This window comes from Novosphingobium piscinae (genome assembly GCF_014230355.1).
Lineage (GTDB): Bacteria > Pseudomonadota > Alphaproteobacteria > Sphingomonadales > Sphingomonadaceae > Novosphingobium > Novosphingobium piscinae.
In genome coordinates this window covers 1-24,411 of record NZ_JACLAX010000002.1, presented here as the reverse complement: position 1 = coordinate 24,411, position 24,411 = coordinate 1, and the positions used below count along the sequence as shown (strand labels likewise).

Below are 24,411 nucleotides of genomic sequence, written 5' to 3'. Positions count from 1 at the left end.
TCCGGGTGCCTCCCCGCGCTGCGGCGCAGCGGGGGCGACACCCGGAGCCGAGCTCAAATGATCAGGCGTTCGCGGCCTGCAGCCGCGAGGACGTCTTCTGGAAGGTGGTGTTGAGCTGGCTGCCCAGACCCGAAACGGTGGTCATCACCGCCACGGCGATCAACGCGGCAATCAGTCCATACTCGATGGCGGTGGCGCCGTCTTCATTGCGCAGCAAGGCGCGCATCATGTTCATGTCCAGTCTCCTTCGTGCCTGTGGCGCTTGCGCGCCGTCGCACTTCCCCAAGCGCGAATCGCCATTCCTGCTTCCCCGGCAGGCCTGGCAGACCGGGTTTTCTAGGCATCCCCCCCTTAACAAAGTCATAAGGTTCGGCCTCTGCACAGGCTCTTCCGCGCGGGCCGCCGAGCGGGCATTGGGGGCAGGACATGCGAACGATTCGCCTCTCCCGGTCACCTGTTCGCGCCCCGCGCGGTACTCTCCGGCGCACCCTGGCGCTGGGCCTGGTGCTGGCCGCCGTGGCCGGTCCGGCCGTCGCGCGCGACAGTCTGGGCCTGTTCGGTGGCTGGGGGGCGTTCCGCGATGCCGGGGTGCCGCGCTGTTATGCCATCGCGCTCGCCGATCCTTCGGCCATGTCGCGCGAACGGCAGCCCTATGCCGCGATCGGAACCTGGCCCCGGCGCGGTGAGCGCAACCAGGTCCATTTCCGGCTGTCCCGGCAGATCGGTAGCGGGGCAAAGCCAGTGCTGGCGATCAACGGCCAGCGCCTGACACTGGCGGGCAGTGGCGGCGACGCCTGGAGCGCCGACCGCCGGATGGACGCCGCCATCGTCGCGGCCATGCGCTCGGCCGGCTCGATGCGGGTCAGCGCACGCGATGGTCGCGGCCGCCCCTTCGTCGATGTCTACACCCTGGCCGGGGCGGCCACGGCGATGGACGCCGCGACACTCGGCTGCGCCCGCGACTGAGCCCGGCGGGGCTGGGCGCTGGCATTTGCCGGCCACTCCGCCTATATCGCGGCGCTCCATGGCCGATACTTCTCTCATGTCGATCCCCGGACACGTCGATCCGGTTCCGGTCCCCCGCGACGTTACGCCGCGCGCCGATGGGCGTGTCGATCTGGTCGGGCTGCCGCGCGGGCGCATCGCCGAGCTGTTCGCCGCGGCCGGGCTTGACGCCAAGGCGGCCAAGCTGCGCGCCAAGCAGGTGTTCCACTGGCTCTACCATCGCGGGGTGACCGAGTTCGAGGCGATGACCGACATCGCCAAGACCATGCGCCCCTGGCTGGCCGAGCGCTTCGTCATCGGCCGGCCCGAGATCGTGCTTGCCCAGCATTCCAGCGACGGCACCCGCAAATGGCTGCTGCGCACGGCCGACGGGCACGAATTCGAGATGGTGTTCATCCCCGATGCCGACCGCGGCACGCTGTGCGTGTCGAGCCAGGTCGGCTGCACGTTGAACTGCCGCTTCTGCCACACCGGCACGATGCGGCTGGTGCGCAACCTCACCCCGGGCGAGATCGTCGGCCAGGTCATGCTGGCCCGTGACGCGCTGGGCGAGTGGCCGAGAGGCGCCGGCGACAGCCGCCCGGCGACGATGGCCGGGCTCGACTTCGACGAGGACGAGAGTGACGAGGGCCACTATTCGGCCGATGGCCGCCTGCTCACCAACATCGTGATGATGGGCATGGGCGAGCCGTTGTACAACTTCGACAACGTCCGTGACGCGCTGAAGATCGTGATGGACGGCGACGGGCTGGCCCTGTCCAAGCGCCGCATCACGCTGTCGACCAGCGGCGTGGTCCCGCAGATGGCCCGCTGCGGCGAGGAGATCGGGGTCAACCTCGCGGTCTCGCTCCACGCCGTCAGCAAGGAGGTCCGCGACGAGATCGTTCCGATCAACCGCAAGTACGGGCTGGACGAGCTGCTCCAGGCCTGCGCCGACTATCCCGGCGCCAGCAACGCCCGCCGCATCACGTTCGAATACGTGATGCTCAAGGACAAGAACGACAGCGACGCGGACGCCCGCGAGCTGGTCCGCCTGCTCAAGCACTACAAGCTGCCCGCCAAGGTCAACCTGATCCCGTTCAATCCCTGGCCTGGCGCGATCTACGAATGCTCCACCCCGGAACGGATCCGGCGCTTTTCCGAGATCGTGTTCGAGGCCGGGATCAGCGCCCCGGTCCGCACCCCGCGCGGGCGCGACATCGATGCCGCTTGCGGCCAGCTCAAGACCGCCGCGCAGAAGCTCAGCCGGGCCGAGCTGGACCGGCTGGCCGACGAGAAGCAGGCCGCGCTGGGGTAAAGGTGCGGCCCGCCGCTGGCTAGCCGCGTGGCGGGCGGAACGCTCCGTTCGCCCCGCACGTCAGCCGAGCGCCAGCGCCGCGCCCGCCGCGACCATGCGCACGGCCCCGCCGACCCACACTTCGCCCGCCGCGTCCTGCGAAACGAACACGCGGCCATCAGCCCCCGCACATTGCCCTTGTGCGGCAACATAGCTGTCGCGAGCCAGGCCGGCCCCGAACAGGTACTGGGCGACGGCGGCGTTGAGGCTGCCGGTGACCGGATCCTCCTTCAGCGCCAGCGATGGCGCGGTGAACAGGGCCCGCACCTCCCAGCCGACTGCACTGCCGGCCGGATGGGGCCCGACCATGCCGACATCGGTGATGACCGGCACGCGCGCCACCGGCCTCGCCGCCAGCACGGCCTCGGCGCTGGCGAGGTGCAGCAGCACCCAGCCGGGGCCGTTGTCGGCATGGACCGCGGCGACCACCGCGGCCGGATCGACCCCCGCGACCCGGATCGCCTCGGCCCGCTCCGCCGCGCCGAGCGGGCCGGATTTGCGCAGCGGCGGGGCGCGGAAGGCAAGGTGATCCGCCGTGATCTGCACCGGGACCAGCCCCACGCCGCATTCCTGCACCACCGTGCCGGGCGTACGCGGCACGCCCCCGGCGGCCAGCCAGGCCGCGGCCGTGCCCAGCGTGGGATGGCCGGCGAAGGGCAGTTCGCCCGACGGGTAGAAGATCCGCACCCGGTAGTCGGCAGCCGGATCATCCGGGGGCAGCAGGAAGGTTGTCTCGGAAAAGCCCAGCCAGCGGGTCAGGCCCAGCATCGCCTCGGCCGTCAGCCCCGCCCCGCCCCGCACCACGGCCAGGGGATTGCCGCTGAGCGGGCCATTGGCGAACACGTCGAGAAGATCGATCTGCATGGCCCGACTGTGCCAGCGCGCAGCGCCGGGGGAAAGCCCCGGGACCGGCTAGAGACCGCGAAACATGACCAGGGCATCGACATAGCCCAGCGCCGGATGGCGGAAGGCGCCCGGCAACCGGCCGACCGTGGCAAAGCCGAGCTGCTCCCACAGCCGCACCGCGCGGTGGTTGCTGCTCACCACGAAGTTGAACTGCAGGGCGCGAAAACCCCGCGCGGCGGCCTCGGCGAAAGAATGCGTGGCCATGGCCCGGGCCACTCCGCGCCCGCTCGCCCGGGCCGCGGTCATGTAGCCGCAGTTGCCGACGTGGCTGCCGCCCCCTGGCTGGTTCGCGCGCAGATAGTAGGTGCCCAGGATCGTCCCCTTGTCCTCGGCGACGAAGGTGGCGCGGTCGGGCCCCAGCCAGTAGGCCAGGGCCGCCTCCTCGCTCATCCCCGGGTCGAGCGCATAGGTTTCGCCGGCCCGGATCACCGGCAGGATGATGCCGGCGATCGCCGGGGCGTCGGCCGGCTCGGCTGGACGGATCTGCATGGCCGCAGCATAGGCCGGGACGCCCCGGCGAGCCAGCCTTGCCCTTGCGGGAGCCTTGCCCTTGCGGGAGCCTTGCCCTTGCGGGAGCTTTGCCCTGGCCGCCGCGCTGTGCTTGATGGGGTGATGCCTGTTTCCGCTGCCGAGTCCCCGCAACCCCCGCCGCCGCCCGCGGAGCGTCCCGCCGTGCTCGTCACCGGCGGCGCCCAGCGCATCGGCGCGCTGGTGGTGCGGCGGTTCGCCGCGGCGGGCTGGCACGTGGTGATCCACTGCGGCCGCTCGCTCGAGGCCGCGCACGCCCTGGCCGCCAGCCTCCTGTCCGCCGAGGTGGTCTCCTGTGATCTGGCCGATCGCGCCGCGGCGCTCGCCATGGTCGAAGCGCTGGCTGCGCGGCTGCCGGACTGGCGCGTGCTGGTGAACTGCGCGGCGGTGTTCCGCTACGATTCCGACGAGGCCCCCGAGGCCGGGGTGCTGGCCGAGGCGATCGCGGTCAATGCCGCCACGCCGGCCGCGATGACCAGCGCCTTCCTGCGCCACGCCCGGTCGGGCGGAGGCCGGCGGGTGATCGATTTCCTCGACCAGAAACTGCGCAACATCAATCCGGATTTCTTCTCCTACACCATGGCCAAGGCGGCGTTCGAGGCGGCGATGCGGATGCAGGCGATGCACTGCCCGCAACCCGCCGACCGGGTCTATGGCCTGGCCCCGGGAGCCATGATGGCCAGCTTCGACCAGGCGCCCGAGGAGCATGAGCTCAGCGGTCGGATGAACCTGCTGGGCCGGCTCAACGATCCGCAGGAGCTCGCCGAGGCGGCCCTGTTCCTCAGCGAGGGCTGGCTGGAGAGCGGGACGACGCTCTACATCGACTCCGGCCAGCACCTGATGCGCCAGCCCCGCGACGTGTTGTTTCTGGCCCGCACCTGACCATAATCCGGAACCCGAGGTCGATTCGACCGTTAGGCGACGCTGGTCCGAAGACGGGGTACAACCAATGTGGCTGCTTGACCGCCTGCTGCGAGCCGTGGTCCATGAGGGCCCGCTGATTGTGGTCGATCACGATGGGTCACTCCACCACTACGGAACCGGCGGCGATCCGCTCACCATCCGCCTGACCGCACCGCGCACCGCCTGGCGGATCGCCAGCGATCCCGGACTGGGCGCCGGCGAGGCCTATATGGATGGCGAACTGGTGGTTGATCCGCCGCACGACATCCGCGACCTGGTGCTGCTGTTCAAGCGCAACGCCAACCGCCGCCGCTTCGGCTCGGCCCCGCCCAATCCGCTGCGCCGGCTGGTCGACTGGGTCGCGTGGCGGCTTGACCAGATCAACACCCGCGCGCGGATCGGCGCCAAGGTGCGCCATCACTATGACCTGACCCGCCAGTTCTACGAGCTGTTCCTCGACGAGGACCGCCAGTACACCATGGCCTACTGGGCCGACCCGGACGGCACGCTGGAACAGGCCCAGCGCGACAAGAAGGCGCTGATCGCGGCCAAGCTCAGGCTCGATCCGGCGCGCTCGCATGGCCTGCGGGTGCTCGACATCGGCTGCGGCTGGGGCGGGCTCGGCCTGTTCCTCCACCGCCATTACGGCTGCGAGGTGCTGGGGGTCAGCCTCGCCCCGGACCAGGTGCGCTTCGCCAACGAGCGCGCCGCCGCCGCCGGCGTCGCCGACAAGGTGCGGTTCGAGCTGATCGACTACCGCGACGTCACCGGAACGTTCGACCGGATCACCAGCGTCGGCATGATCGAGCATGTCGGGGCCGGCAACTTCACCGGCTATTTCGCCAAGACCTTCGACCTGCTGGCTGACGACGGGATCATGCTGACCCATACGATCGGCCGCACCTCGGGCCCGGGCCGGACCGATGCCTGGACGCGCAAGCACGTCTTTCCCGGCGGCTATATCCCGGCGCTGAGCGAGCTGGTCACGGCCTGCGAGCAGACCGGCTGGCAGACCGGCGACTGCGAGGTGCTGCGCTTCCACTACGCGCTGACCCTGCAGGAATGGTATCGGCGGACCTGCGCGCACCGCGCGGAGATCGTCGCGCTCTACGACGAGCGGCTGTTCCGGATGTGGCAGTTCTATCTGGCCGGGGCCGAGCAGGCGTTCCGTTCGGGCGGGATGGTCAACCTCCATCTCCAGACGGTCAAGCGCCAGGGCGTGCTGCCGATGACCCGCGACTACATCGCCGCCGAGGCCGCCCGCCTGATCGCGGCGGAACCGGTGCCCGACTGGCACCTGTCGGTCGCCGCGGAGTAGCGTCGGGGCCGGGACCACGCCTTCGGCCCGCCCGTCATGGCTGGCCTGTCTCGCGCCGATCCACCCGCGGCACCTGACATCGGAAGCCGCCCCCCTCGTCCGCCACAAAGGCCCGCCAGCACCGGCCCGACGCGCCAGCGTTGTGTGCAGCATCCCCACCAACCCTTGCCCCTGCCCCCGCGCTGCGGGACAAGCACGGGATCGAATCCAGGGGACCCTTCATGCGCACTCTCTCTGTCGCCGCCGCCGCTGTGCTGCTTGCCGGCCCGGTCGTGGCCGCACCGCCCGCCAAGGTCACCATCCAGCGGGACGAATGGGGCATTCCCCATATCCACGGCCGCACCGATGCCGACGCGGTCTACGGCATGATCTACGCGCAGGCCGAGGATGATTTTGCCAGGATCGAACAGAACTACCTGGTCAACCTGGGCCGCCTCGCCGAGGCCGAGGGCGAGAGCGCGGTGTGGCAGGACCTGCGCCAGCGGCTGTGGGTCGATCCGGCCGAGCTGAAGGCCGATTATGCCCGCAGTCCGGCCTGGCTGCGCCGCCTGATGGACGCCTGGGCTGCCGGGCTCAACGCCTACCTGGCCGACCATCCGGCGGTGAAGCCCCGGGTGATCGCCCACTGGGAACCGTGGATGGCGCTGAGCTTCACCGAAGGTTCGATCGGCGGCGACATCGAGCGCGTGCCGCTGAGCCAGCTCGAGGCGTTCTACACCCGGCGCCGGCTGGCCCTGACCGCGCTCGAGCGGGGCATCGACTTTCGCGATCCGAGCGGCTCCAACGGCTTCGCCATCGCCCCCGCGCGCAGCGCCAGCGGCAAGGCGCTGCTGCTGATCAACCCCCACACCTCGTTCTACTTCCGCGCCGAGCAGCAGGTGACCAGCGACGAGGGGCTCAACGCCTATGGCGCGGCGACCTGGGGCCAGTTCTTCATCTACCAGGGCTTCAACGCCAAGGCCGGTTGGATGCATACCTCGAGCACGATCGACAATGTCGACGAGTTCGCCGAGACGGTCGAGACGCGGCCCGACGGGACGCTGGTCTACCGGTATGGCGACCAGCTCCGGCCGGTGACGGTCAGGCCGGTGACGCTGAAGGTGCGCCAGTCCGACGGGTCGCTGGCCGAGCGCAGCTTCACCACCTATGCCACCCATCACGGCCCGATCGTCCGCCAGGAAAACGGCAAATGGATCGCCTGGGCCATGATGTACCGCCCGCTCGCCGCGCTCCAGCAGAGCTACCTGCGGACCAAGGCGGTCGACCGCGCGGGGTTCCTCAAGGTCGCCGCGCTCCAGGCGAACAGCTCGAACAACACCCTGTTCGCCGACAGCAAGGGCGCGATCGCCTATCTCCACCCCCAGTTCGTGCCCGTCCGCGACCAGCGCTTCGACTACCGCAAGCCGGTCGACGGCAGCGATCCGCGGACCGACTGGCAGGGCCTGCATCCGCTGGCCGAACTGCCGCAGGTGCTACAGGCCCGGGTCGGCTGGGCGTTCAACGTCAACAACTGGCCGTGGACCGCAGCCGGGCCCGACAGCCCGCGGCGCGGCGCCTTCCCGGTCTACATGGACCAGGTCGGCGAGACCGCACGCGGCCCCCATGCCGAGCGGGTGCTGGCCGAGGGCGGGCGCTTCTCCCTCGAGAGCCTGGTCCAGGCGGCCTACGACCCCTGGCTCCCGGCGTTCGAGCGGACCCTGCCCGCGCTGGTCGCGGCGCACCAGCGTCAGCCCGAGGCCCGGCGCGATGGCCCGGTGGCGCTGCTGCGCGACTGGGACCGCAAGTGGGCGCTCGACAGCACGGCGACCAGCCTCGCCGTGTTCTGGGGCGAGGCGCTGTGGGCCGCCGGGGCCGAGCAGGCCAAGGCCGAGGGGCTGAACCAGTGGGACTGGCTGACCACCCGGCCGACCGACGCCCAGCGCCTGGCCGCGCTGGATGCCGCGGTGGCCCGGCTCACCGCCGATTTCGGCAGCTGGCAGGTGCCGTGGGGCCAGATCAACCGGTTCCAGCGGCTGAGCGGGGCGATCGAGCTGAGCTACGACGACAGCAAGCCCAGCACGCCGGTGCCCTTCACCGCCTCGACCTGGGGCTCGCTCGCCGCCTTCGGGGCGCGGCCGCATCCGGGGGTCAAGCGGTTCTACGGCGACAAGGGCAACTCCTTCGTCGCCGCGGTCGAGTTCGGGCCGCGGGTGCGGGCCCTGGCGATCATGGCCGGCGGGCAGAGCGGCGACCCCGCCTCGCCCCACTTCGTCGACCAGGTGCCGCGCTACGTGGCCGCTGAGCTGCGCCCGGTGTGGTTCTACCCGGACGAGCTGAAGCCCCACGTCCGCTCGACCAGGGTGCTGGTCCGCCGCTAGGGCGGCACATGGTTGCACACCCGGCGCCAGCCTGTTAGGCGCCCGCCCCAACCGTTCCCCCCCGTTCGCGGAGCCCAAGCCCGATGTCCGATATCAAGCGCGTTGTCCTCGCCTATTCCGGCGGGCTCGACACCTCGGTGATCCTCAAGTGGCTGCAGGTGACCTACGGCTGCGAGGTGGTGACCTTCACCGCCGACCTCGGCCAGGGCGAGGAGCTGGAACCGGCCCGCGCCAAGGCCAAGCTGATGGGCGTGCCCGACGAGCACATCTACATCGACGACCTGCGGGAAGAGTTCGTCCGCGACTTCGTCTTCCCGATGATGCGCGCCAATGCCCGGTATGAGGGCGACTACCTGCTCGGCACCTCGATCGCCCGCCCGCTGATCTCCAAGCGCCTGATCGAGATCGCCCACGCCACCGGCGCCGATGCCGTGGCCCACGGCGCCACCGGCAAGGGCAACGACCAGGTGCGCTTCGAGCTCTCGGCCTATGCGCTCGATCCCAGCATCAAGGTCATCGCCCCCTGGCGCGAATGGGACCTGACCAGCCGCACCGCCCTGATCGCCTGGGCCGAGCAGCACCAGATCCCGGTGCCCAAGGACAAGCGCGGCGAAAGCCCGTTCAGCACCGATGCCAACCTGCTGCACACCTCCAGCGAGGGCAAGGTGCTGGAGGACCCGTGGCAGGAGGTACCGGACTACGTGTTCAGCCGGACGGTCAATCCCGAGGACGCGCCGGACCAGCCCGAATATGTCACCATCGACTTCGAGCGCGGCGACGGCGTCGCCCTGAACGGCCAGGCCATGAGCCCCGCCACCCTGCTCGCCGCGCTCAACGAGCTGGGCCGCAAGCACGGGATCGGCCGGCTCGACCTGGTCGAGAACCGCTTCGTCGGCATGAAGAGCCGCGGCATGTACGAGACCCCGGGCGGGACGATCTATGCCATCGCCCATCGCGGGATCGAATCGATCACGCTGGATCGCGGCGCCGCGCATCTCAAGGACGAGCTGATGCCGCGCTATGCCGAGCTGATCTACAACGGCTTCTGGTTCGCCCCCGAGCGCGAGATGCTGCAGGCCGCGATCGACCACAGCCAGGCCAAGGTCAGCGGCACGGTGCGGCTCAAGCTGTACAAGGGCGGCGCCTATGTGGTCGGCCGGCAGAGCCCCAACAGCCTCTATTCCGAACGCCACGTCACCTTCGAGGACGATGCCGGCGCCTACGACCAGAAGGACGCGGCGGGCTTCATCAAGCTCAACGCGCTGCGCTTGCGGCTGCTGGCACAGCGGGATCGGTAAGCGCTTGCCCCTGCCGGCCCCCTGTCGGCCCCCTGTCGGTCCCCCTGCCGGCGCAGCGGGACCGACAGGCGCTGGCGCCGGCTAGCGCAGCGGCACCGCCGAGCGCGGGCAGCTTCGGGTTCGATCGTCCCCTCGCGATCTCCTGCCCCCGTTCGCCTCGAGCGCAGTCGAGAGGCCCGGCGCGGCGTGTCTCGACGGCGCTCGACACGAACGGCTGAAGAGTGATCGGGGAGGCGCGGGGCGTCCCGAATCGTGCCTCGCACTGCGGCATCGCGGCGCAGCACGACTTGTCCACCGCGACCCCCGACTTATCCACCGCTTGCATCGGCGCCTGTGGATAAGTTGGCCCCTGCGCGCTTGCCCGACTCAGGGATGAGGCGCAGCTTTGGGTCATCAGAAGCGCGGAACAGACCGGCGGAAAGACAGAGGAAACTCTGAAATTCCAATGAGATGGCCAAGCGGACGAGACGGTGGCGCAGTCCCCGGCAGGATCGGAAAACACGCGAACGAAGCCCCTGGCAGGCTGGCCTAACCGCCGCTTGCAAGGCCGCGAGGACGCGAACCGCAGATGCTGGCGAGCGATACGACACCGGATGATCGAAGGGGCGTGGCACCGGACGGGGCAACGCCGGGACCGCACGGATCGCAAGGCTTCGGCCCGGCGCATCGGGTGGGCCAGGCGCCGAACCGGACCCGCGACAGCGATCAGGAACCGCCGGGCGGCGGGCGACGGAGCGGAAAGCCCTTTCACCGGGGCCGATCCACCCCCCGAGCCCCCGCCTGACGGGACCACCCCCGCCGCCGGGCCAGGGTGCCAGGAACCGGGATCGGGCGCGTCCCCCGTGACGCAAGCGATCCTGCCGGGCCACCCGCCAGAACGGAAGGAGGGCCGCCGACCGCAGGGTTCCGCCTGGAACCATGCCGGACCGGCAGCCGACCGGACGGAATGGGTCGGAAGGCAGGCGAGAATGGGGCTGGCGGCAACGCCGGCCCCATTTGCGTTGGGCGCCCATCGCGCCACTGCGACCTCCGCAGGATCTTCAGGCGCATCATCCATTGGCCCCGCTGGATGAGCCGCGGTGGTCTGCCTCCGCCTCCTCCTGCGCCGCGCCTCCCGAACAACCAAGGCCCGTTCGTCACGCCGCGCCCGTACGGTCGACACCAGGCTCCGGCCTGCCGCCGGGTGACCGTGACGATGCGCCACCGTCCGCGCCGTCCCGGAAAGGAACATCGAGGATTGAGGCGCGGTCACGACCTTTCCCGTGCTGCCGCCACCGGATAGGGTGCATCCCGGACGCCGAACATGCAGCCCGGGTGGGCAGGCGACAAAGCGAGGAGTGCAAGATGAAGACACTGACCAAGGCCCTATTGGCGGCGACCTCGCTGTTGGCCACCCAGGCCCATGCGGCGACGATCGTCGGATCGGCCACCGGGATCGCCGCGCCGGCGACCACGATCACCTTCAGCGAGCTCGCGCTGGCTCCGGACGCTGCCGTGACCAACCAGTTTGCCGGGCTGGGCCTGACCGTTTCGCCCAACCTGTTCTTTTCCCCGCAAACCAACTTCCCCAACATCACGGGGGGGACGCTCGGGAATTTCACCTTTAATGGCGCCTTCCAGCCCGGTGCGGTCACGTTCTCGTTCGGCGCGCTGCGGACTGCGGCTGCCTTTGCCATGGCGTCGAACAGCTCGAACTACACGTTCGAGTCGCTGCTGGGCGGCAGCGTGGTCGAAAGCTTCACGGCAAATGTCGGCTCTACCTCAGCGAACAACTTTTACGGTTTCACGAACTCCGCTTTCGACAGCATCCGGATCACCAACACCGCATCAGACTTTTTCCTGGTGGACAACCTGCAGCTCTCGGCGGCCGGGACCGGCGCGGTGCCCGAGCCGTCGACCTGGGCCATGATGCTGATCGGCTTCGGCTGCGTGGGCGCCATGCTGCGCCGCAAGCCGCGCCAGACGGTGCGCCTCATCGTCGCCTGATCCGGCTGGCTGACCGGCGTGGCCCCAGCGGGGCTTCGCCGGTCAGCCACCGTTGCCCGCTATCGCGAGACCTGCGCCGCCGCAGCGGTGGGCACTCTGGCGCGGCCGCCCCGGTCCGCGCCGGAGCGTCTTCGCGGATGGCAGAGCACTACCCTGCATCGCTCCCGACCCGCTGCGGGCTCGCAACCAGCCCCGCGCCGAGCGCGCCGGTTGACACGGTTGACAGGGTCCTGAGGCGAGACTCCGGCGCCGGTCCGGCCAGCCGGTCGGCCGCCGCGCGCGCGGTGCTGCGCCAGGTGCGCCATTCCGCCTCGGCGGCGGCCAGGCAGCGCTGGCGGGCGCGCGGGCCGGCGCGCAGCGGGAGGGCCTCGAGCGCGGCATCGACCGCCACCGCGCGGTCGGGGGGCAGCTGGGGATCGGCCGGGCGCACCCCCGGGTAGGTAGGCTGCGGCTGGGCAGACCGGGCCGGCGGGGTCAGCGCGGCGGGCGGGGCCGCACCGCCGACCAGCGCCAGCAGCTCGTCGAAGCGCTCGGCGCGCTGCGCGCCATAGGCCGAACGCTCGGCATGGGCATCGAGCCGGGCGAGATGGGCCAGCAGCAGCCGCGCATCGAAGCGCACCCGCGTGCCGACCTGCTCGCCGCGGAAGAACACCGGCTCCTCCACCCCGTCGAGCGCGCGCGCCGCCAGCACGTCCTCGGCCACGCGCCGCGCCAGCACCAGCGCCCCGTCCCACCCGGCGGCGAACAGCCCGTCGCGCCGCCGCAGCCGGTAGACGCATTCGGGCGAGACCCCGACCCGCGCGCAGGCCTGGCGCACCGCCCCGGTCTCGGCCAGCGCGGCAAGGAACCGCGCCTGCCGCTCGGCGGTGAACAGATCGGGGCGCGGCGGCACCGCCGCTTGCGCAGCCGCGGAGATGTCGGGAGGCTGCGGCGCCGCCGGATCCTCCCCCTCTGGGGCAGGGGAACCGCCCGCGCAGCGGGGGGTGGAGGGCGCACCGCCCCACCCCGCCCCGCCCCCTCCGCCGGCCGTCCCGGCCGCCACCTCCCCCGACGGGGGAGGCTCGGGCCAGGTCCATCCCTCTCCCGGCCACCCGGGATCGCCCCCCAGCAGCCGCACCCTGCCCCCAAGGGGCGCGGGCAGCGCGGGATCAGGGCCGGCGGAGCCGGAGGGGGCGCCAGAAAGGGCGGCAGAGCGGTCGGCGGGCGCGGAGACGAACGGATCGGTGGGTGTGGACATGGCGGACGGCTCCCGATGGGCAGGGGGGAACCGGCGAGGCTATGTCAGGGGGCGGGGTGTAGGACAGGGGGCGTGCCGGACGGCGCCGTCAGTAATGGAACCGGCACTGGGCGATTTCGAGTGGCTGGTGCGGCGGGCTGCCGGTGACGCAATAGACCAGCCGGTCCTCCAGCGTGATCCGGCGCGACCACCAGCCCTTCAGATCGCCGCGCAGCGGCTCGGGCTTGCCGGTGCCGGTGAACGGCGTGCGCTGGCATTCCCGGATCAGATCATTCACGCGCTGCAGCACGTTGGGTGCGGTGGCCTGCCAGTGGCAATAGTCTTCCCAGGCGCCCGGCGCGAAGACCAGCCTCACGGCGCGATCAGATCGCGCGCTTCGCCCTCGCCCCCGTCGAGCTGCTGGACCGCCGTGGTCAGGCGGGCGCGGTTGGCCGGCGTGGAGAGCAGATGCAGCGTCTCCTCCATCGCGTTCCAGTCCGCCAGCGAGACCATGACGACCGACTCCGCCTTCTGCCGCGAGATCACCACCGGCGCCCGATCCGCGACGACGCGGTCCATCACGTCCTTGAGATGGGCGCGGGTGTCGGAATAGCTGATGACGTCCATGGGGGGGGCTCCTTGGAATAGATGTGTACAGATTATTGTACAAAAAGGCAAGGGTTAGGGGAGGCGCGGCAATCGCGCTATCGGACTGGAGGGGATGACGGAGCGGCGCAAGTGGCTAGTGCAGCAACGCTGAGCGCAGTCGTACGCAAGACAGGCGGAGCACTATTGCATATCAGCTCGAATTGACCGATACCTAACCCAGCGAACAACCGAGATTAGAAAATGACGACGGCTAAAGAACTACTCACGAAAATGCGCTTAGGAACTTCAGTCGCTGAGTTCGACGAGGATCTAGAGAACTACTTTGTTCGAACTAATGTTTTTCATGAGTTCATAAATGGTCGCAAGGATATCATTGCTGGGGATAAAGGTACCGGCAAGACAGCGATATTCCGATATCTTAATAAAAATTTCAGCCTTATTGAAGAGTTGGACGGTAAGCTTCTAATCGCTGCCTTCAACCCCTCGGGCAGCCCAATTTTTTCACAACTTAGCGATCAAAATATCATTAATGAATCACAATACTCATCTCTTTGGAAGCTCTATATATTCGCCCTTGTTGGAAACACTATCATACAGGGTGATACTAGACTCGAGGGATCTCAACTCGATCTGCTCCTCAAGGCACTTGGAGTAAGAATAGCGATACCAAGTCCAAAAAATGTATTCGGGACAGTACTGTCTCGTTTGCCAAACTTTTTCCATTGGAAGTCTGCGGAACTGTCGATGACGATATCCGAATCGGGGATACCGATTATCGTGCCGAAGATCGAGTTTGCTGACCGCGACGAAAAGGGTTCAAGTTCTGACTTCGTCTCGCCAGAGGATGCGCTCGCCATTCTTGACCGAACAGTAAGTGAGAGCGGTCAAGAGATTTGGGTGAGTTTCGACAGGCTCGACGAGGCATTTCACGGGCAGCCAGATACAGAAGTGAAAGCACTTCGGGCCCTTTTGAGGACCTACCTAGATCTGTCTGACCTGGAAGCGATCAAATTGAAGCTTTTCTTAAGAAAAGATCTTTTTCGCCGCGTCACATCTGGCGGCTTTGTAAACCTCACCCACATCAATGCTAAAAAGATCGAGATAATTTGGGATGAAGAGGATCTTCTGAATTTGCTCGCAAGACGCATCAGAGAGAATAGTGATTTCTCGACGACTCTTGGGATTGATAACGCTGACGACCAAGCCATATTCGATAGAATATTTCCTGACCAAGTAGATCTTGGGTCTCGAAAGCCCAAGACCTGGATTTGGATGATGAGAAGAATACGAGACGGAAATGACTCCAAGCCGCCTAGAAATCTCATCGACTTGATTAGTCACGCTCGTGAGGCTCAGATTCGGAAGGAAGATCGCCAGACTAGAGATTTTACCTCTTCGCCGTTGATTGAGCCAGATGCTCTACGCAAAGGACTAACTCAGCTGAGCCAAAGTCGGGTTAATGACACACTTATCGCTGAATCTGGCATTCTTTCCCTAGAAATCGAAAAATTTCGAGGGGGTAAAGCTGAACATAATGCTACATCACTCTCCTATATCCTAGGAACTTCAGAAGATAATGTTATGGCTGCGATAAAGCCACTGAGAGACATCGGATTCCTCGAGGAAACTGGAGGTACGTTCAAAATTCCTGCGCTTTATAGAGAAGGCTTGGAAGTTACACAGGGCAAAGCTTTTCAGGATGATGGAAATCCAGAAGATGATGACTAAATCACTTGCATCTAAAGTTATCGCATATTCAGCAGGCAGGGATTAACTAGGGCTACTAAATGGCGGGTTAAGGGCGCGCAGTCCCACCCCTCCATGTCATGTCACGCCACAAAGAGGTCTGTTTACCCCCGCGCAGACGAGCCCTCTTGCCGGCCCGTGCGGCATCTTCGCTAACCCCTCACCGCCCCAACAACGGCGCCAGATACCGCCCCGTATAGCTCCCCTTGACCTTGACCACCTGCTCCGGCCCTTCGACTACGCCCGCAAGCGGGCTTCGCTCAGGACAGGCTCGTTCCCGGTCACACGTTCAGCAGCGGCTTCAGATATCGGCCAGTGTAGCTCTTCTCATGGCGAACGACGTCCTCGGGAACGCCCTCGGCCACCACCTCGCCGCCGCGCACCCCGCCTTCCGGACCCAGGTCCAGAATCCAGTCGGCGGTCTTGATCACGTCGAGGTTGTGCTCGATCACCACCACGCTGTTGCCCTGGTCGACCAGGCGGTGCAGCACTTCCAGCAGCTTGCGCACGTCCTCGAAGTGGAGGCCGGTGGTCGGCTCATCGAGGATATAGAGCGTCTGCCCGGTGGAGCGGCGGGCGAGTTCCTTGGCCAGTTTGACGCGCTGGGCCTCGCCGCCGGACAGGGTGGTGGCCTGCTGGCCGACCTTGACGTAACCAAGCCCGACCTCGTTGAGCATGTGCATGCGTTCGCGGATCGGGGGGACGGCCTTGAAGAACTCTTCCGCGTCCTCGATCGTCATGTCGAGCACGTCGGCGATCGAGTGGCCCTTGAACTTCACCTCCAGCGTCTCGCGGTTGTAGCGCTTGCCGCCGCATTCCTCGCAGGTGACGTAGACGTCGGGGAGGAAGTGCATCTCGATCTTGATCAGCCCGTCGCCCTGGCAGGCCTCGCAGCGGCCGCCCTTGACGTTGAAGCTGAACCGCCCCGGCTTGTAGCCGCGCGCCTCGCTTTCGGGCAGGCCGGCGAACCAGTCGCGGATCAGGGTGAAGGCGCCGGTGTAGGTGGCGGGGTTGGAGCGCGGGGTGCGGCCGATCGGTGACTGGTCGATCTCGATCACCTTGTCGCAGAACTCCAGCCCGGTGATCTTGTCATGCGGGCCGGCGATCACCCGCGCGCCGTTGAGCACGCGCGCCGCGCCGGCGTGGAGCGTGTCGAGCGTGAAGCTGGACTTGCCCGAGCCCGAGACGCCGGTGATGCAGGTGAAGGTGCCGAGCGGCAGGCTGGCCGTGACGCCCTTGAGGTTGTTGGCCCGCGCGTTGTGGACGGTGAGCTTGTGCCCGTTGCCCTTGCGCCGCGTGGTCGGCACCTCGATCCGGCGGGTGCCGGACAGGTACTGCCCGGTCAGGCTGGCCTCGCTGTCCAGGATGTCCTTGAGCGTGCCCTCCGCGACGATCTCGCCGCCGTGGACGCCCGCGCCGGGGCCGAGATCGACGATATGGTCGGCGGTGCGGATCGCGTCCTCGTCGTGTTCGACCACGATCACCGTGTTGCCCAGATCGCGCAGCCGCTTGAGCGTGGCGAGCAGCATGTCGTTGTCGCGCTGGTGCAGGCCGATGCTGGGCTCGTCCAGCACGTAGAGCACGCCCGACAGGCCCGAGCCGATCTGGCTGGCGAGGCGGATGCGCTGGCTTTCCCCGCCGCTGAGCGTGCCCGAGGTGCGGTTGAGGTTGAGATAGTCGAGCCCGACGTTGTTGAGGAAGCCCAGCCGCTCGTCGATCTCCTTGAGGATGGCGCGGGCGATCTGGCGCTGCTGGTCGGTCAGCCGCTGCGGCAGGGCCTGGTACCAGGCCAGCGCATCGGCCACCGACAGGCGGGTGACCGCGGCGATGTCCTCGCCCGCCACCTTGACGCTGAGCGCCTCGGGCTTCAATCGCTTGCCCTCGCACACCTCGCAGGGCTGCGCGGTCTGGAACTTGCCCAGCTCCTCGCGCATCCACGCGCTTTCGGTCTGGAGCAGGCGGCGGTTGAGGTTGCCGATCACCCCTTCGAACGGCTTCTTGACCGAGTAGGACTTCTTGCCGTCGATGAAGGTGAGCGTCACCGGCTTGCCCGCGGTGCCATAGAGGATCACCAGCCGCACCTCGCCGGGCAGCTCGTCCCACGGCGTGTCGAGGCTGAAGCCGAACTCGGCGGCCAGGCTGGCCAGCACCTGCATGTAATAGGGCGACGGCGGGTTGGACTTGGCCCAGGGCACCACCGCCCCCTGCTTGAGGCTGAGCGCCTCGTTCGGGACCACCAGCTGCGGATCGAACAGCAGCTTCTCGCCCAGCCCGTCGCAGGCCGGGCAGGCCCCCTGCGGCGCGTTGAAGCTGAACAGCCGCGGCTCGACGCTCTCGATGGTGAAGCCGGACACCGGGCAGGCGAACTTTTCGGAGAACACGATGCGGTTGGGCGGCAGGCCGGTGTTCTTCATGCCGGACTTGGGCTGGGCTTTCTGGGCCGGCGCTGGCGCGTGGCCTTCGACAGGCTCAGGCTGAGCGGATGTTGTTTTCGCATCATCACCAAGACCCGCTCGTGCTGAGCCTGTCGAAGCACGCGCGCCGCCCTCACCCCCGCTCAGCTCCGCCAGCGTCCCATCCGCCAGGTCGATATAGGCCAGCCCGTCCGCCAGCTTGAGCGCCTGCTCGAAGCTGTCGGCCAGCCGCGTCTGGATGCCGTCTTTCACCGCGATGCGATCGACCACCACCTCGATGTCGTGCTTGAGCTTCTTGTCGAGCGCGGGGGCGTCCTCGATGGCATAGAAGGTGCCGTCGATCCGCACGCGGGTGTAGCCGGCCTTCTGCCACTCGGCCAGCTCCTTGCGGTATTCGCCCTTGCGGCCGCGGATCACCGGGGCGAGCAGGTAGGCGCGCGTGCCCTCGGGCAGGGCCATCACCCGGTCGACCATCTGGCTGACCGTCTGCGCCGCGATCGGCAGGCCGGTGGCGGGCGAATAGGGCACGCCGATCCGCGCCCACAGCAGGCGCATGTAATCGTAGATCTCGGTGACGGTCGCCACGGTCGAGCGCGGGTTGCGACTGGTGGTCTTCTGCTCGATCGAGATCGCGGGGCTCAGCCCGTCGATATGCTCGACATCGGGCTTCTGCATCATTTCCAGGAACTGGCGCGCATAGGCCGAGAGGCTCTCGACATAGCGGCGCTGGCCCTCGGCATAGATCGTGTCGAAGGCCAGGCTCGACTTGCCCGAGCCGGACAGGCCGGTGATGACGATCAGGCTGTCACGCGGGAGCGTGACGTCGATGCCCTTGAGGTTGTGCTCGCGCGCGCCGCGCACGGTGATGTGGGTAAGAGACATGAGGGCGGATGTTCCACATCTGTTCAGGGGAGACAAGAGGGCGCTAGGCGCTGGCGGCGGCGCGGATGTGGGAAAGCCGGCCGTGCGGCGCAAGGTGGCGGAGGGGGCAGGAGGCAGGGTGGGTCGTCCCTCCGGTCAACTAACAGTATGGGGTAGATCATGACCGAACAGGATTAGGCGAGCTTCGTTTCTGGCAATTGTCGCCAGGACGAACACCGGGCAATTCCCTAGCTCCTGCCGCCCGGTCCGTTCCACCGCGGCGGCAGGACACCCGTCCCGCATGGCGGCGGCCGCGTCTCCTGGCTGGCCGCCGCCATGGTCCTCGCAGTTTCGATCGGCGCGGCCACTGGGGGCGGTGTCAGATCCCCCTCGATCAGCCATCCCGCCGCTCCGTCATGCCAGCGCAGGCTGGCATCTCGGGCCGCCAGAGCCCGCGCACCCTGCGCGGCGGATTTCCCGACCTGCGCGCGGACACCGATCGGGCGATGGCCGGGCAGCCCCGGCGAAGCCCTTAACTGAATGGGGTAAGCGCCTGCCATCATGGTTAGGGCGACACCGCCTGCTCCGCGCCATTCTCCTGACCAGGAGAGCAGGCTTGACGGTCGACGGGTTCATCGAACGCTAGCGCAGCAATGAAGGCGGCGCGGAACGGGCCAACTTTCCGCTGTTCCTGACCGAACTGGCGCAGGTTCTGGGCCTGCCCCAACCCGATCCGGCCAGCGCCAACCACGCCCACAACGATTACGTGTTCGAACGCGCCGTGGTGGAAGTGGACGAGGCCGGCCGCCGCAGCCATCGCCGGATCGATCTGTACAAGCGCGGGTGCTTCGTTCTGGAGGCCAAGCAGAGCCGCGAGCGGGGCGGAAGCAAGGAGATGCCGCGGCCCGCCGAGCAGACCGCCCTGCCCGGCTTCCCCGCCGCTGGCAGCGAGGGCACCGGCCCGCGCGGGCGACGCAGCGCGCATCGCGGCTGGGACGGACTGATGCGCAACGCCCGCGAACAGGCCGAACTCTATGCCCGCGCCCTGCCCACCGAGCATGGCTGGCCGCCGTTCATCCTGGTCTGCGACGTGGGCCATGCGATCGAGGTGTTCGCCGACTTTTCCGGACAGGGAAAGACCTACCGGCAGTTCCCCGACCGCGGCACCTTCCGCATCTATCTGGACGACCTGCGCGATCCGGCGGTGCAGGCCCGGCTGCGCGCGATCTGGACCGATCCGCACAGTCTTGATCCGGCGAAGCGCGCGGCCGCCGTCACCCGCGACATCGCGCGGCGGCTGGCCAGCGTGAGCAAGCTGCTGGAGGATCGCGGCTACCGCCCCGAACCGGTGGCGCATTTCCTGATGCGCTGCCTGTTCACCATGTTCGCCGAGGACACCGGCCTGCTCGAACGCGGCAGTTTTGCCGATGTTCTGGCCGGCGCGCGCGCTGATCCGGACAGTTTCGCGCCGATGCTGGAGGAGCTGTGGCGCACGATGGACCGCGGGGGGTTCAGCACCACGCTGCGGCGCAAGGTGCGCCATTTCAACGGCGGACTGTTTGCCCACAGCCCCGCGATCCCGCTGCGGCGCGAGGAGATCGGCGAGCTTTACGAGGCGGCCCGGCACGACTGGACCGAGGTTGAACCGGCGATCTTCGGCACCCTGCTGGAACAGGCGCTGGACCCCGAGGAACGCCGGCGGCTGGGCGCGCACTACACCCCGCGCGCCTATGTGGAGCGGCTGGTCAATGCCACCGTGATCGAACCGCTGCAGGCCGAATGGCAAACCATCGTGCTGGGCACGGTCGAGCGCGAGCACGACAGCGACCGCCACGCCGCCATCAAGCTGGTCCACGATTTCCACGCGAAGCTGGCCGCCACCCGCGTGCTCGATCCCGCCTGCGGCACCGGCAATTTCCTCTATGTCGCGCTTGAGCTGATGAAGCGGCTGGAGGGCGACGTGCTGGAGGTGCTGGCCGATCTGGGCGGGCAGGAGGCGCTGGCGCTGGAAACCAGCACCGTCCATCCGCGCAATTTCCTGGGGCTGGAGCTGAACCCGCGCGCCGCCGCGATTGCCGAACTGGTGCTGTGGCTGGGCTATCTGCAATGGCAGCTGCGCAATGGCACCAGCATCGCCGATCCGGTGCTGGAAAAGCTGAGCAACATCACCACGATGGACGCCGTGGTGAAGCACGATGGCGAACGCCCCAACGCCGATGGCAGCGGCACCGAGCTGGCCAACCCGCGCCGCCCGGACTGGCCCGAGGCGGACTATATCGTGGGCAACCCGCCGTTCATTGGCGGCAAGGATATCCGCAGCCGGCTGGGCGATGCCTATGCCGCCGCGCTGTGGAAGGCCAACCCGAAGATGAACAAGAGCGCCGATTTCGTGATGGTCTGGTGGGATCGCGCGGCCGACCTGCTGACCCGCAAGGGTACGCGGCTGAAGCGCTTCGGCTTCGTCACCACCAATTCGATCACGCAGGAGTTCAGCCGCCGGGTGATCGCCAGGCATCTGGACGGGCGCGTGCCGATCAGCCTGCTGCTGGCGATCCCGGATCATCCATGGACCAAGGCCAGCAAGGACACGGCAGCGGTGCGGATCGCGATGACCGTGGCAGCGGCGGGCCGGCACGAGGGCCGGGTGCTGGGCGTGGTGGGCGAGGCCGGGCTGGACAGCGATGCGCCCGACATTGCGTTCAGCGAGGCCAGCGGCGAGGTCCATGCGGACCTGACCGTGGGGGCGGACGTTACAGCCGCCCGGCCGCTGCGTGCCAACGATGGGATCTGCTCGCCGGGCGTTAAGCTGCATGGTGCCGGCTTCATCGTTTCCCCGGCCGAGGCGAAGGCGCTGGGGCTTGGCACCCGCGCCGGACTGGATCGGCACATCCGTCCCTATCGCCATGGCCGCGACCTGACCGCGCGGGCGCGCGGGGCCATGGTGATCGACCTGTTCGGGCTGGACGAGGCCGAGGTGCGGCGGCGCTTTCCCGAAGTGTTTCAGCACCTGCTTGTTGCGGTGAAGCCGGAGCGTGACGCGCAGGCTGTGAAGTCCGGCACAAAAGACGCTGCCGCATATGCCGAGAAATGGTGGATTTTTGGCAAGCCACGCACGGAACTACGCCCAGCGCTGGCGGGTCTGCCCCGCTACATCGCCACGGTGGAAACCGCCAAGCACCGGGTGTTCCAGTTTCTGGACGCCAGCATCCTGCCGGATAACAAGCTGATCGTGCTGGCAACCGCTTCAGCCGAACATCTGGCTGTCGTACACTCGCGCATCCATGAGATTTGGTATCTGGCCAACGCTGGCATGATTGGGATGTACGGCGCGCCGGCCGTGTATGTGAAATCTCTCAGCTTCGACCCCTTCCCCTTCCCCGACGCCATCCCCGACCAGCGCCAGCGCATCGGCGCGCTCGCCGAGGAGTTGGACGCGGTGCGCAAGGACGTGCTCGCGCGCCATGCCGACCTGACCCTGACCGGGCTGTACAACCTGCGCGACAAGCTGCGGCAGGGCGCGCCGCTCGACCTGGTCGAGCAGGACCAGCGCCAGCGCGGGCTGATCGATCTGATCACCGAACTGCACGACCGGATCGATGCCGGGGTGGCCGAAGCCTATGGCTGGCCGGCGGACCTGTCCGACGCGGAGATCGTCGCCCGGCTGGTCGCGCTCAACGCGCAGCGCCATGCCGAGGAGCAGCGCGGGATCGTGCGCTGGCTGCGGCCGGAGTACCAGATCGCCAAGGCCGGCGCGGTGGAACTGCGCCCGTCCACAGCCGGCGATCAGCTGGAAGCGGCCCTGCCCGAAGCCGCCGCGCGCAAGCCGCTGTTCCCGCGCGATGCCATCGGCCAGACCGTTGCGGTCATCGCCGGGCTGCGCGGCGGGGTGACCGACGCCGCAACCATTGCCCGCGCCTATGCGCAGGGGCTGAAGGTGGTCGCCCGCGTGCAGAAGACGCTGGATGCGCTGGAGCGGCTTGGCCACGTCAGCCGCGGCGCCGATGGCTACGCCTTGCGCCGCGCGGCGTAAGGCGCGATCGGCGCGGTGGCTGTCTCTGCCGCTGTCCGTCCGGTCGGCCTATCCCGCGTCTCCCGCTCTCCCCCGGCTCGCCTTCTCGCCTGTATCGCCTTCTCCCCCGTCTCGCCGTCTCCCCCGCTCGTCATGCCAGCGCAGGCTGGCATCTCTTGCCGCCGGATGGGCCGGCCGCGCCATCCGGCGGGAGCTGCCAGCCTGCGCTGGCAGGACGATTGGATCGGGAGCTGCCAGCCTGCGCTGGCAGGACGATGGGGCGGGAGCTGCCAGCCTGCGCCGGCGGGGCGGTACCGGGGCGAACATGCTTGACCCGTGGTTACCGGCCACCCCGCCGCTTTCCCCGAGGGTGGCGCAACCGGGCAGCGACACCTGCGGGCTAGGGTGAACGATCGACCGACCCTGTCCGCAAGGAACCCACGCGATGTTGGCCCTGACCCAGTGCTGGTTCACGCGCACCCATGTGCCGGCCTATGCCGGGCGCAAGAACGGCGAGGGCGTGTTCCGCAGCGACTGCCGGCACTGCGACCGGCCGATCATCTCGTGGGACAAGAAGGCCTGGCACCTGGCCGAGGGCTTCAACCTGATGAGCGTCTACCAGGGGATGGACAAGCCGTTCCTCTACCTGATCGACACCCGCAACGACTTCGTCGTGGCGCGCTTTCCGATCGACCATCTCGAGACCGAGCCCGAGGTGGAAGCCTTTGCCGAGCAGATCAAGCTCGACAACGGGGTGAACGATCCGGACAGCTCGCTGGCCTTGCGGGATTCGCGCAAGCGCAAGTTCCGCCGCACCGCGCTGAAGCCCCGCGAGCCCGAGATCGAGGCCCTGATCGTACCGCCCCCTGCCCCCGCCTCGGGCCCGGGCGCGGACGAGATCGCGGGCGAGCCGGTGCGTGATGCCGACAAGCTGACCGGGCTGCCCGGGCGCGGCACCTTCGAGGCGGTATTCGAGGCCGCATGCCGCGCGGCCCGCACCGACGGCACCGGACTGGTCATCGCCTTCGTCGATCCCGACCGGCTCGACCGGCTCAACCGCGCGCTGGGGCTCGATGCCGGCGACGGGCTGATCCGGCTGATCGCCGATCAGCTGGCCACCCTGCCCGGCTGCCACCGCCACCTGTCACGCAACCGCGGGCTGGAATTCGTGCTGCTGCTGCGGGCGGCCGAGGCCGACACGGTCGCCGCCGGGCTTGACCGGATCACCCGCGCCATCGCCGCCCTGCCCGATCTGGCGGTGGACGGCCTGCCCCCCGGAATCGCCTGCGGGCTGGCCCAGGTGCCGTTGGACGGCGATCCGCGGCTGGCGCTGCGCGCCGCCGACGTGGCGCTGCACCGCGCCAAGGCCGAGGGCGGCGGGCGCGTGGTCAAGGGCGTGATCGAGGAGCCGCACTGAGCCCGCGCGGTCGCGCGGGCTGGTGACAGGAGCGAGGCCGGGGGACGCTGAAACCTCAGCCCAGCGCCAGCGCGCGCTGGCCCGGTTCGCCCAGCCAGCGCGCCTCGACCTGCCAGACCTGCGCGACCAGCGCGGCGGCCAGCGCCGCTTCGGGCGGGCCATCGGCCACGACCCGGCCGCGGTCGAGCACAACCACGCGGTCGGCCCGGTTCATCGCCGTGGCCAGATCGTGCAGCACCAGCACCACCCCGCGCCCGGCCCCGGCCTGCGCACGCAGCAGGCGCACCAGCGCGGCGGCATGGGCCAGATCGAGATTGGCGAGCGGCTCGTCGGCCAGGATCCAGCGCGGTTCGCCGGCCAGCACCCGCGCGGCCAGCGCCCGCGCGCGCTCGCCGCCCGACAGCTGCGAGACCGGCCGGTGGCGCAGCGCGACCAGGTCCATCGCCGCCAGCGCCGCGGCGATCGCGGCGGCATCCTGCGCCGGGCTGGCCGCGGCCCGGCG

General features: G+C 68.5%; 18 protein-coding genes and 1 pseudogene. 11 read left to right on the top strand and 8 right to left on the bottom strand.

The window, feature by feature from the left end:
- Positions 1–61 precede the first annotated feature (61 nt).
- Positions 62–235 carry a Flp family type IVb pilin gene (locus tag H7F53_RS02155; protein WP_185677848.1) on the bottom strand — a complete coding sequence of 58 codons (174 nt, stop codon included), beginning with the start codon at positions 233–235 and terminating at the stop codon, positions 62–64.
- 191 nt (positions 236–426) lie between these two features.
- Here H7F53_RS02155 and H7F53_RS02150 point away from each other — a divergent pair, with 191 nt between their 5' ends.
- Complete coding sequence (locus H7F53_RS02150) at positions 427–966, top strand: hypothetical protein (protein WP_246438435.1); 540 nt, start codon at positions 427–429, stop codon at positions 964–966.
- A gap of 58 nt (positions 967–1,024) precedes the next feature.
- Positions 1,025–2,302 carry a 23S rRNA (adenine(2503)-C(2))-methyltransferase RlmN gene (gene rlmN / locus H7F53_RS02145; protein ID WP_185677847.1) on the top strand — a complete coding sequence of 426 codons (1,278 nt, stop codon included), beginning with the start codon at positions 1,025–1,027 and terminating at the stop codon, positions 2,300–2,302.
- 60 nt (positions 2,303–2,362) lie between these two features.
- Here the strand turns inward: rlmN and H7F53_RS02140 are convergent, their stop codons facing one another.
- Entirely contained in the window at positions 2,363–3,205 is an 843-nt protein-coding gene (locus H7F53_RS02140; RefSeq protein ID WP_185677846.1) for a PhzF family phenazine biosynthesis protein, read from the bottom strand.
- 48 nt (positions 3,206–3,253) lie between these two features.
- Positions 3,254–3,736: a GNAT family N-acetyltransferase gene (locus H7F53_RS02135; protein WP_185677845.1), complete on the bottom strand. Its 483-nt coding sequence runs from the start codon at positions 3,734–3,736 to the stop codon at positions 3,254–3,256.
- A 123-nt stretch (positions 3,737–3,859) separates the two neighbouring features.
- On the opposite strand from H7F53_RS02135, the gene H7F53_RS02130 reads away from it, so the two are divergent.
- The 5 genes from H7F53_RS02130 to H7F53_RS02110 all read left to right on the top strand — a co-directional run bounded on the left by H7F53_RS02130 (position 3,860) and on the right by H7F53_RS02110 (position 11,637).
- Positions 3,860–4,657 (top strand): SDR family oxidoreductase, encoded by a 798-nt coding sequence (locus H7F53_RS02130; protein ID WP_185677844.1) that lies wholly within the window; start codon positions 3,860–3,862, stop codon positions 4,655–4,657.
- 67 nt (positions 4,658–4,724) lie between these two features.
- Positions 4,725–5,996, top strand: coding sequence for an SAM-dependent methyltransferase (locus H7F53_RS02125; RefSeq protein WP_185677843.1), 1,272 nt, complete (start codon positions 4,725–4,727; stop codon positions 5,994–5,996).
- A 221-nt stretch (positions 5,997–6,217) separates the two neighbouring features.
- A complete protein-coding gene (locus tag H7F53_RS02120; RefSeq protein ID WP_185677842.1) occupies positions 6,218–8,353 on the top strand; it encodes a penicillin acylase family protein in 2,136 nt (711 codons plus the stop codon).
- Between the two features lie 83 nt (positions 8,354–8,436).
- On the top strand, positions 8,437–9,651 hold the full coding sequence (locus tag H7F53_RS02115) for an argininosuccinate synthase (RefSeq protein ID WP_185677841.1): 1,215 nt from the start codon (positions 8,437–8,439) through the stop codon (positions 9,649–9,651).
- Between the two features lie 1,344 nt (positions 9,652–10,995).
- Positions 10,996–11,637, top strand: a complete 642-nt coding sequence (locus H7F53_RS02110) for a PEPxxWA-CTERM sorting domain-containing protein (protein ID WP_185677840.1) — start codon at positions 10,996–10,998, stop codon at positions 11,635–11,637.
- 148 nt (positions 11,638–11,785) lie between these two features.
- Here the strand turns inward: H7F53_RS02110 and H7F53_RS02105 are convergent, their stop codons facing one another.
- The 3 genes from H7F53_RS02105 to H7F53_RS02095 form a co-directional block, all read right to left on the bottom strand.
- Positions 11,786–12,529, bottom strand: a complete 744-nt coding sequence (locus H7F53_RS02105; protein ID WP_185677839.1) for a hypothetical protein — start codon at positions 12,527–12,529, stop codon at positions 11,786–11,788.
- 433 nt (positions 12,530–12,962) lie between these two features.
- A complete protein-coding gene (locus H7F53_RS02100; protein ID WP_185677838.1) occupies positions 12,963–13,229 on the bottom strand; it encodes a Txe/YoeB family addiction module toxin in 267 nt (88 codons plus the stop codon).
- Positions 13,226–13,480: a type II toxin-antitoxin system Phd/YefM family antitoxin gene (locus H7F53_RS02095; protein WP_185677837.1), complete on the bottom strand. Its 255-nt coding sequence runs from the start codon at positions 13,478–13,480 to the stop codon at positions 13,226–13,228. Before H7F53_RS02095 ends, H7F53_RS02100 begins: the two co-directional genes overlap by 4 nt.
- A gap of 222 nt (positions 13,481–13,702) precedes the next feature.
- Here H7F53_RS02095 and H7F53_RS02090 point away from each other — a divergent pair, with 222 nt between their 5' ends.
- Complete coding sequence (locus H7F53_RS02090) at positions 13,703–15,190, top strand: P-loop ATPase, Sll1717 family (protein ID WP_185677836.1); 1,488 nt, start codon at positions 13,703–13,705, stop codon at positions 15,188–15,190.
- 299 nt (positions 15,191–15,489) lie between these two features.
- Here H7F53_RS02090 and uvrA read toward each other — a convergent pair whose 3' ends face one another.
- Entirely contained in the window at positions 15,490–18,504 is a 3,015-nt protein-coding gene (gene uvrA, locus H7F53_RS02085) for an excinuclease ABC subunit UvrA (protein WP_185677835.1), read from the bottom strand.
- A gap of 646 nt (positions 18,505–19,150) precedes the next feature.
- On the opposite strand from uvrA, the pseudogene H7F53_RS17890 reads away from it, so the two are divergent.
- The 3 genes and pseudogenes from H7F53_RS17890 to H7F53_RS02075 form a co-directional block, all read left to right on the top strand.
- A pseudogene (locus H7F53_RS17890) lies at positions 19,151–19,798 on the top strand (type IIL restriction-modification enzyme MmeI); the annotation flags it as partial.
- On the top strand, positions 19,790–22,513 hold the full coding sequence (locus tag H7F53_RS02080) for a class I SAM-dependent DNA methyltransferase (protein ID WP_343061888.1): 2,724 nt from the start codon (positions 19,790–19,792) through the stop codon (positions 22,511–22,513). The pseudogene H7F53_RS17890 and the gene H7F53_RS02080, both read left to right, overlap by 9 nt.
- Positions 22,514–22,937: 424 nt before the next feature.
- On the top strand, positions 22,938–23,909 hold the full coding sequence (locus H7F53_RS02075) for a GGDEF domain-containing protein (protein ID WP_185677834.1): 972 nt from the start codon (positions 22,938–22,940) through the stop codon (positions 23,907–23,909).
- Between the two features lie 55 nt (positions 23,910–23,964).
- Here the strand turns inward: H7F53_RS02075 and H7F53_RS02070 are convergent.
- A partial coding sequence (locus tag H7F53_RS02070) for an ATP-binding cassette domain-containing protein (RefSeq protein ID WP_185677833.1) occupies positions 23,965–24,411 on the bottom strand: 447 nt, incomplete at its 5' end.

Excerpts from the sequence above, each read along its gene's own strand:
- H7F53_RS02155 (WP_185677848.1), bottom strand. The coding sequence starts at position 235 with ATGAACATGATGCGCGCCTTGCTGCGCAATGAAGACGGCGCCACCGCC.
- H7F53_RS02150 (WP_246438435.1), top strand. The coding sequence starts at position 427 with ATGCGAACGATTCGCCTCTCCCGGTCACCTGTTCGCGCCCCGCGCGGT.
- rlmN (WP_185677847.1), top strand. The coding sequence starts at position 1,025 with ATGGCCGATACTTCTCTCATGTCGATCCCCGGACACGTCGATCCGGTT.
- H7F53_RS02140 (WP_185677846.1), bottom strand. The coding sequence starts at position 3,205 with ATGCAGATCGATCTTCTCGACGTGTTCGCCAATGGCCCGCTCAGCGGC.
- H7F53_RS02135 (WP_185677845.1), bottom strand. The coding sequence starts at position 3,736 with ATGCAGATCCGTCCAGCCGAGCCGGCCGACGCCCCGGCGATCGCCGGC.
- H7F53_RS02130 (WP_185677844.1), top strand. The coding sequence starts at position 3,860 with ATGCCTGTTTCCGCTGCCGAGTCCCCGCAACCCCCGCCGCCGCCCGCG.
- H7F53_RS02125 (WP_185677843.1), top strand. The coding sequence starts at position 4,725 with ATGTGGCTGCTTGACCGCCTGCTGCGAGCCGTGGTCCATGAGGGCCCG.
- H7F53_RS02120 (WP_185677842.1), top strand. The coding sequence starts at position 6,218 with ATGCGCACTCTCTCTGTCGCCGCCGCCGCTGTGCTGCTTGCCGGCCCG.
- H7F53_RS02115 (WP_185677841.1), top strand. The coding sequence starts at position 8,437 with ATGTCCGATATCAAGCGCGTTGTCCTCGCCTATTCCGGCGGGCTCGAC.
- H7F53_RS02110 (WP_185677840.1), top strand. The coding sequence starts at position 10,996 with ATGAAGACACTGACCAAGGCCCTATTGGCGGCGACCTCGCTGTTGGCC.
- H7F53_RS02095 (WP_185677837.1), bottom strand. The coding sequence starts at position 13,480 with ATGGACGTCATCAGCTATTCCGACACCCGCGCCCATCTCAAGGACGTG.
- H7F53_RS02090 (WP_185677836.1), top strand. The coding sequence starts at position 13,703 with ATGACGACGGCTAAAGAACTACTCACGAAAATGCGCTTAGGAACTTCA.
- uvrA (WP_185677835.1), bottom strand. The coding sequence starts at position 18,504 with ATGTCTCTTACCCACATCACCGTGCGCGGCGCGCGCGAGCACAACCTC.
- H7F53_RS02075 (WP_185677834.1), top strand. The coding sequence starts at position 22,938 with ATGTTGGCCCTGACCCAGTGCTGGTTCACGCGCACCCATGTGCCGGCC.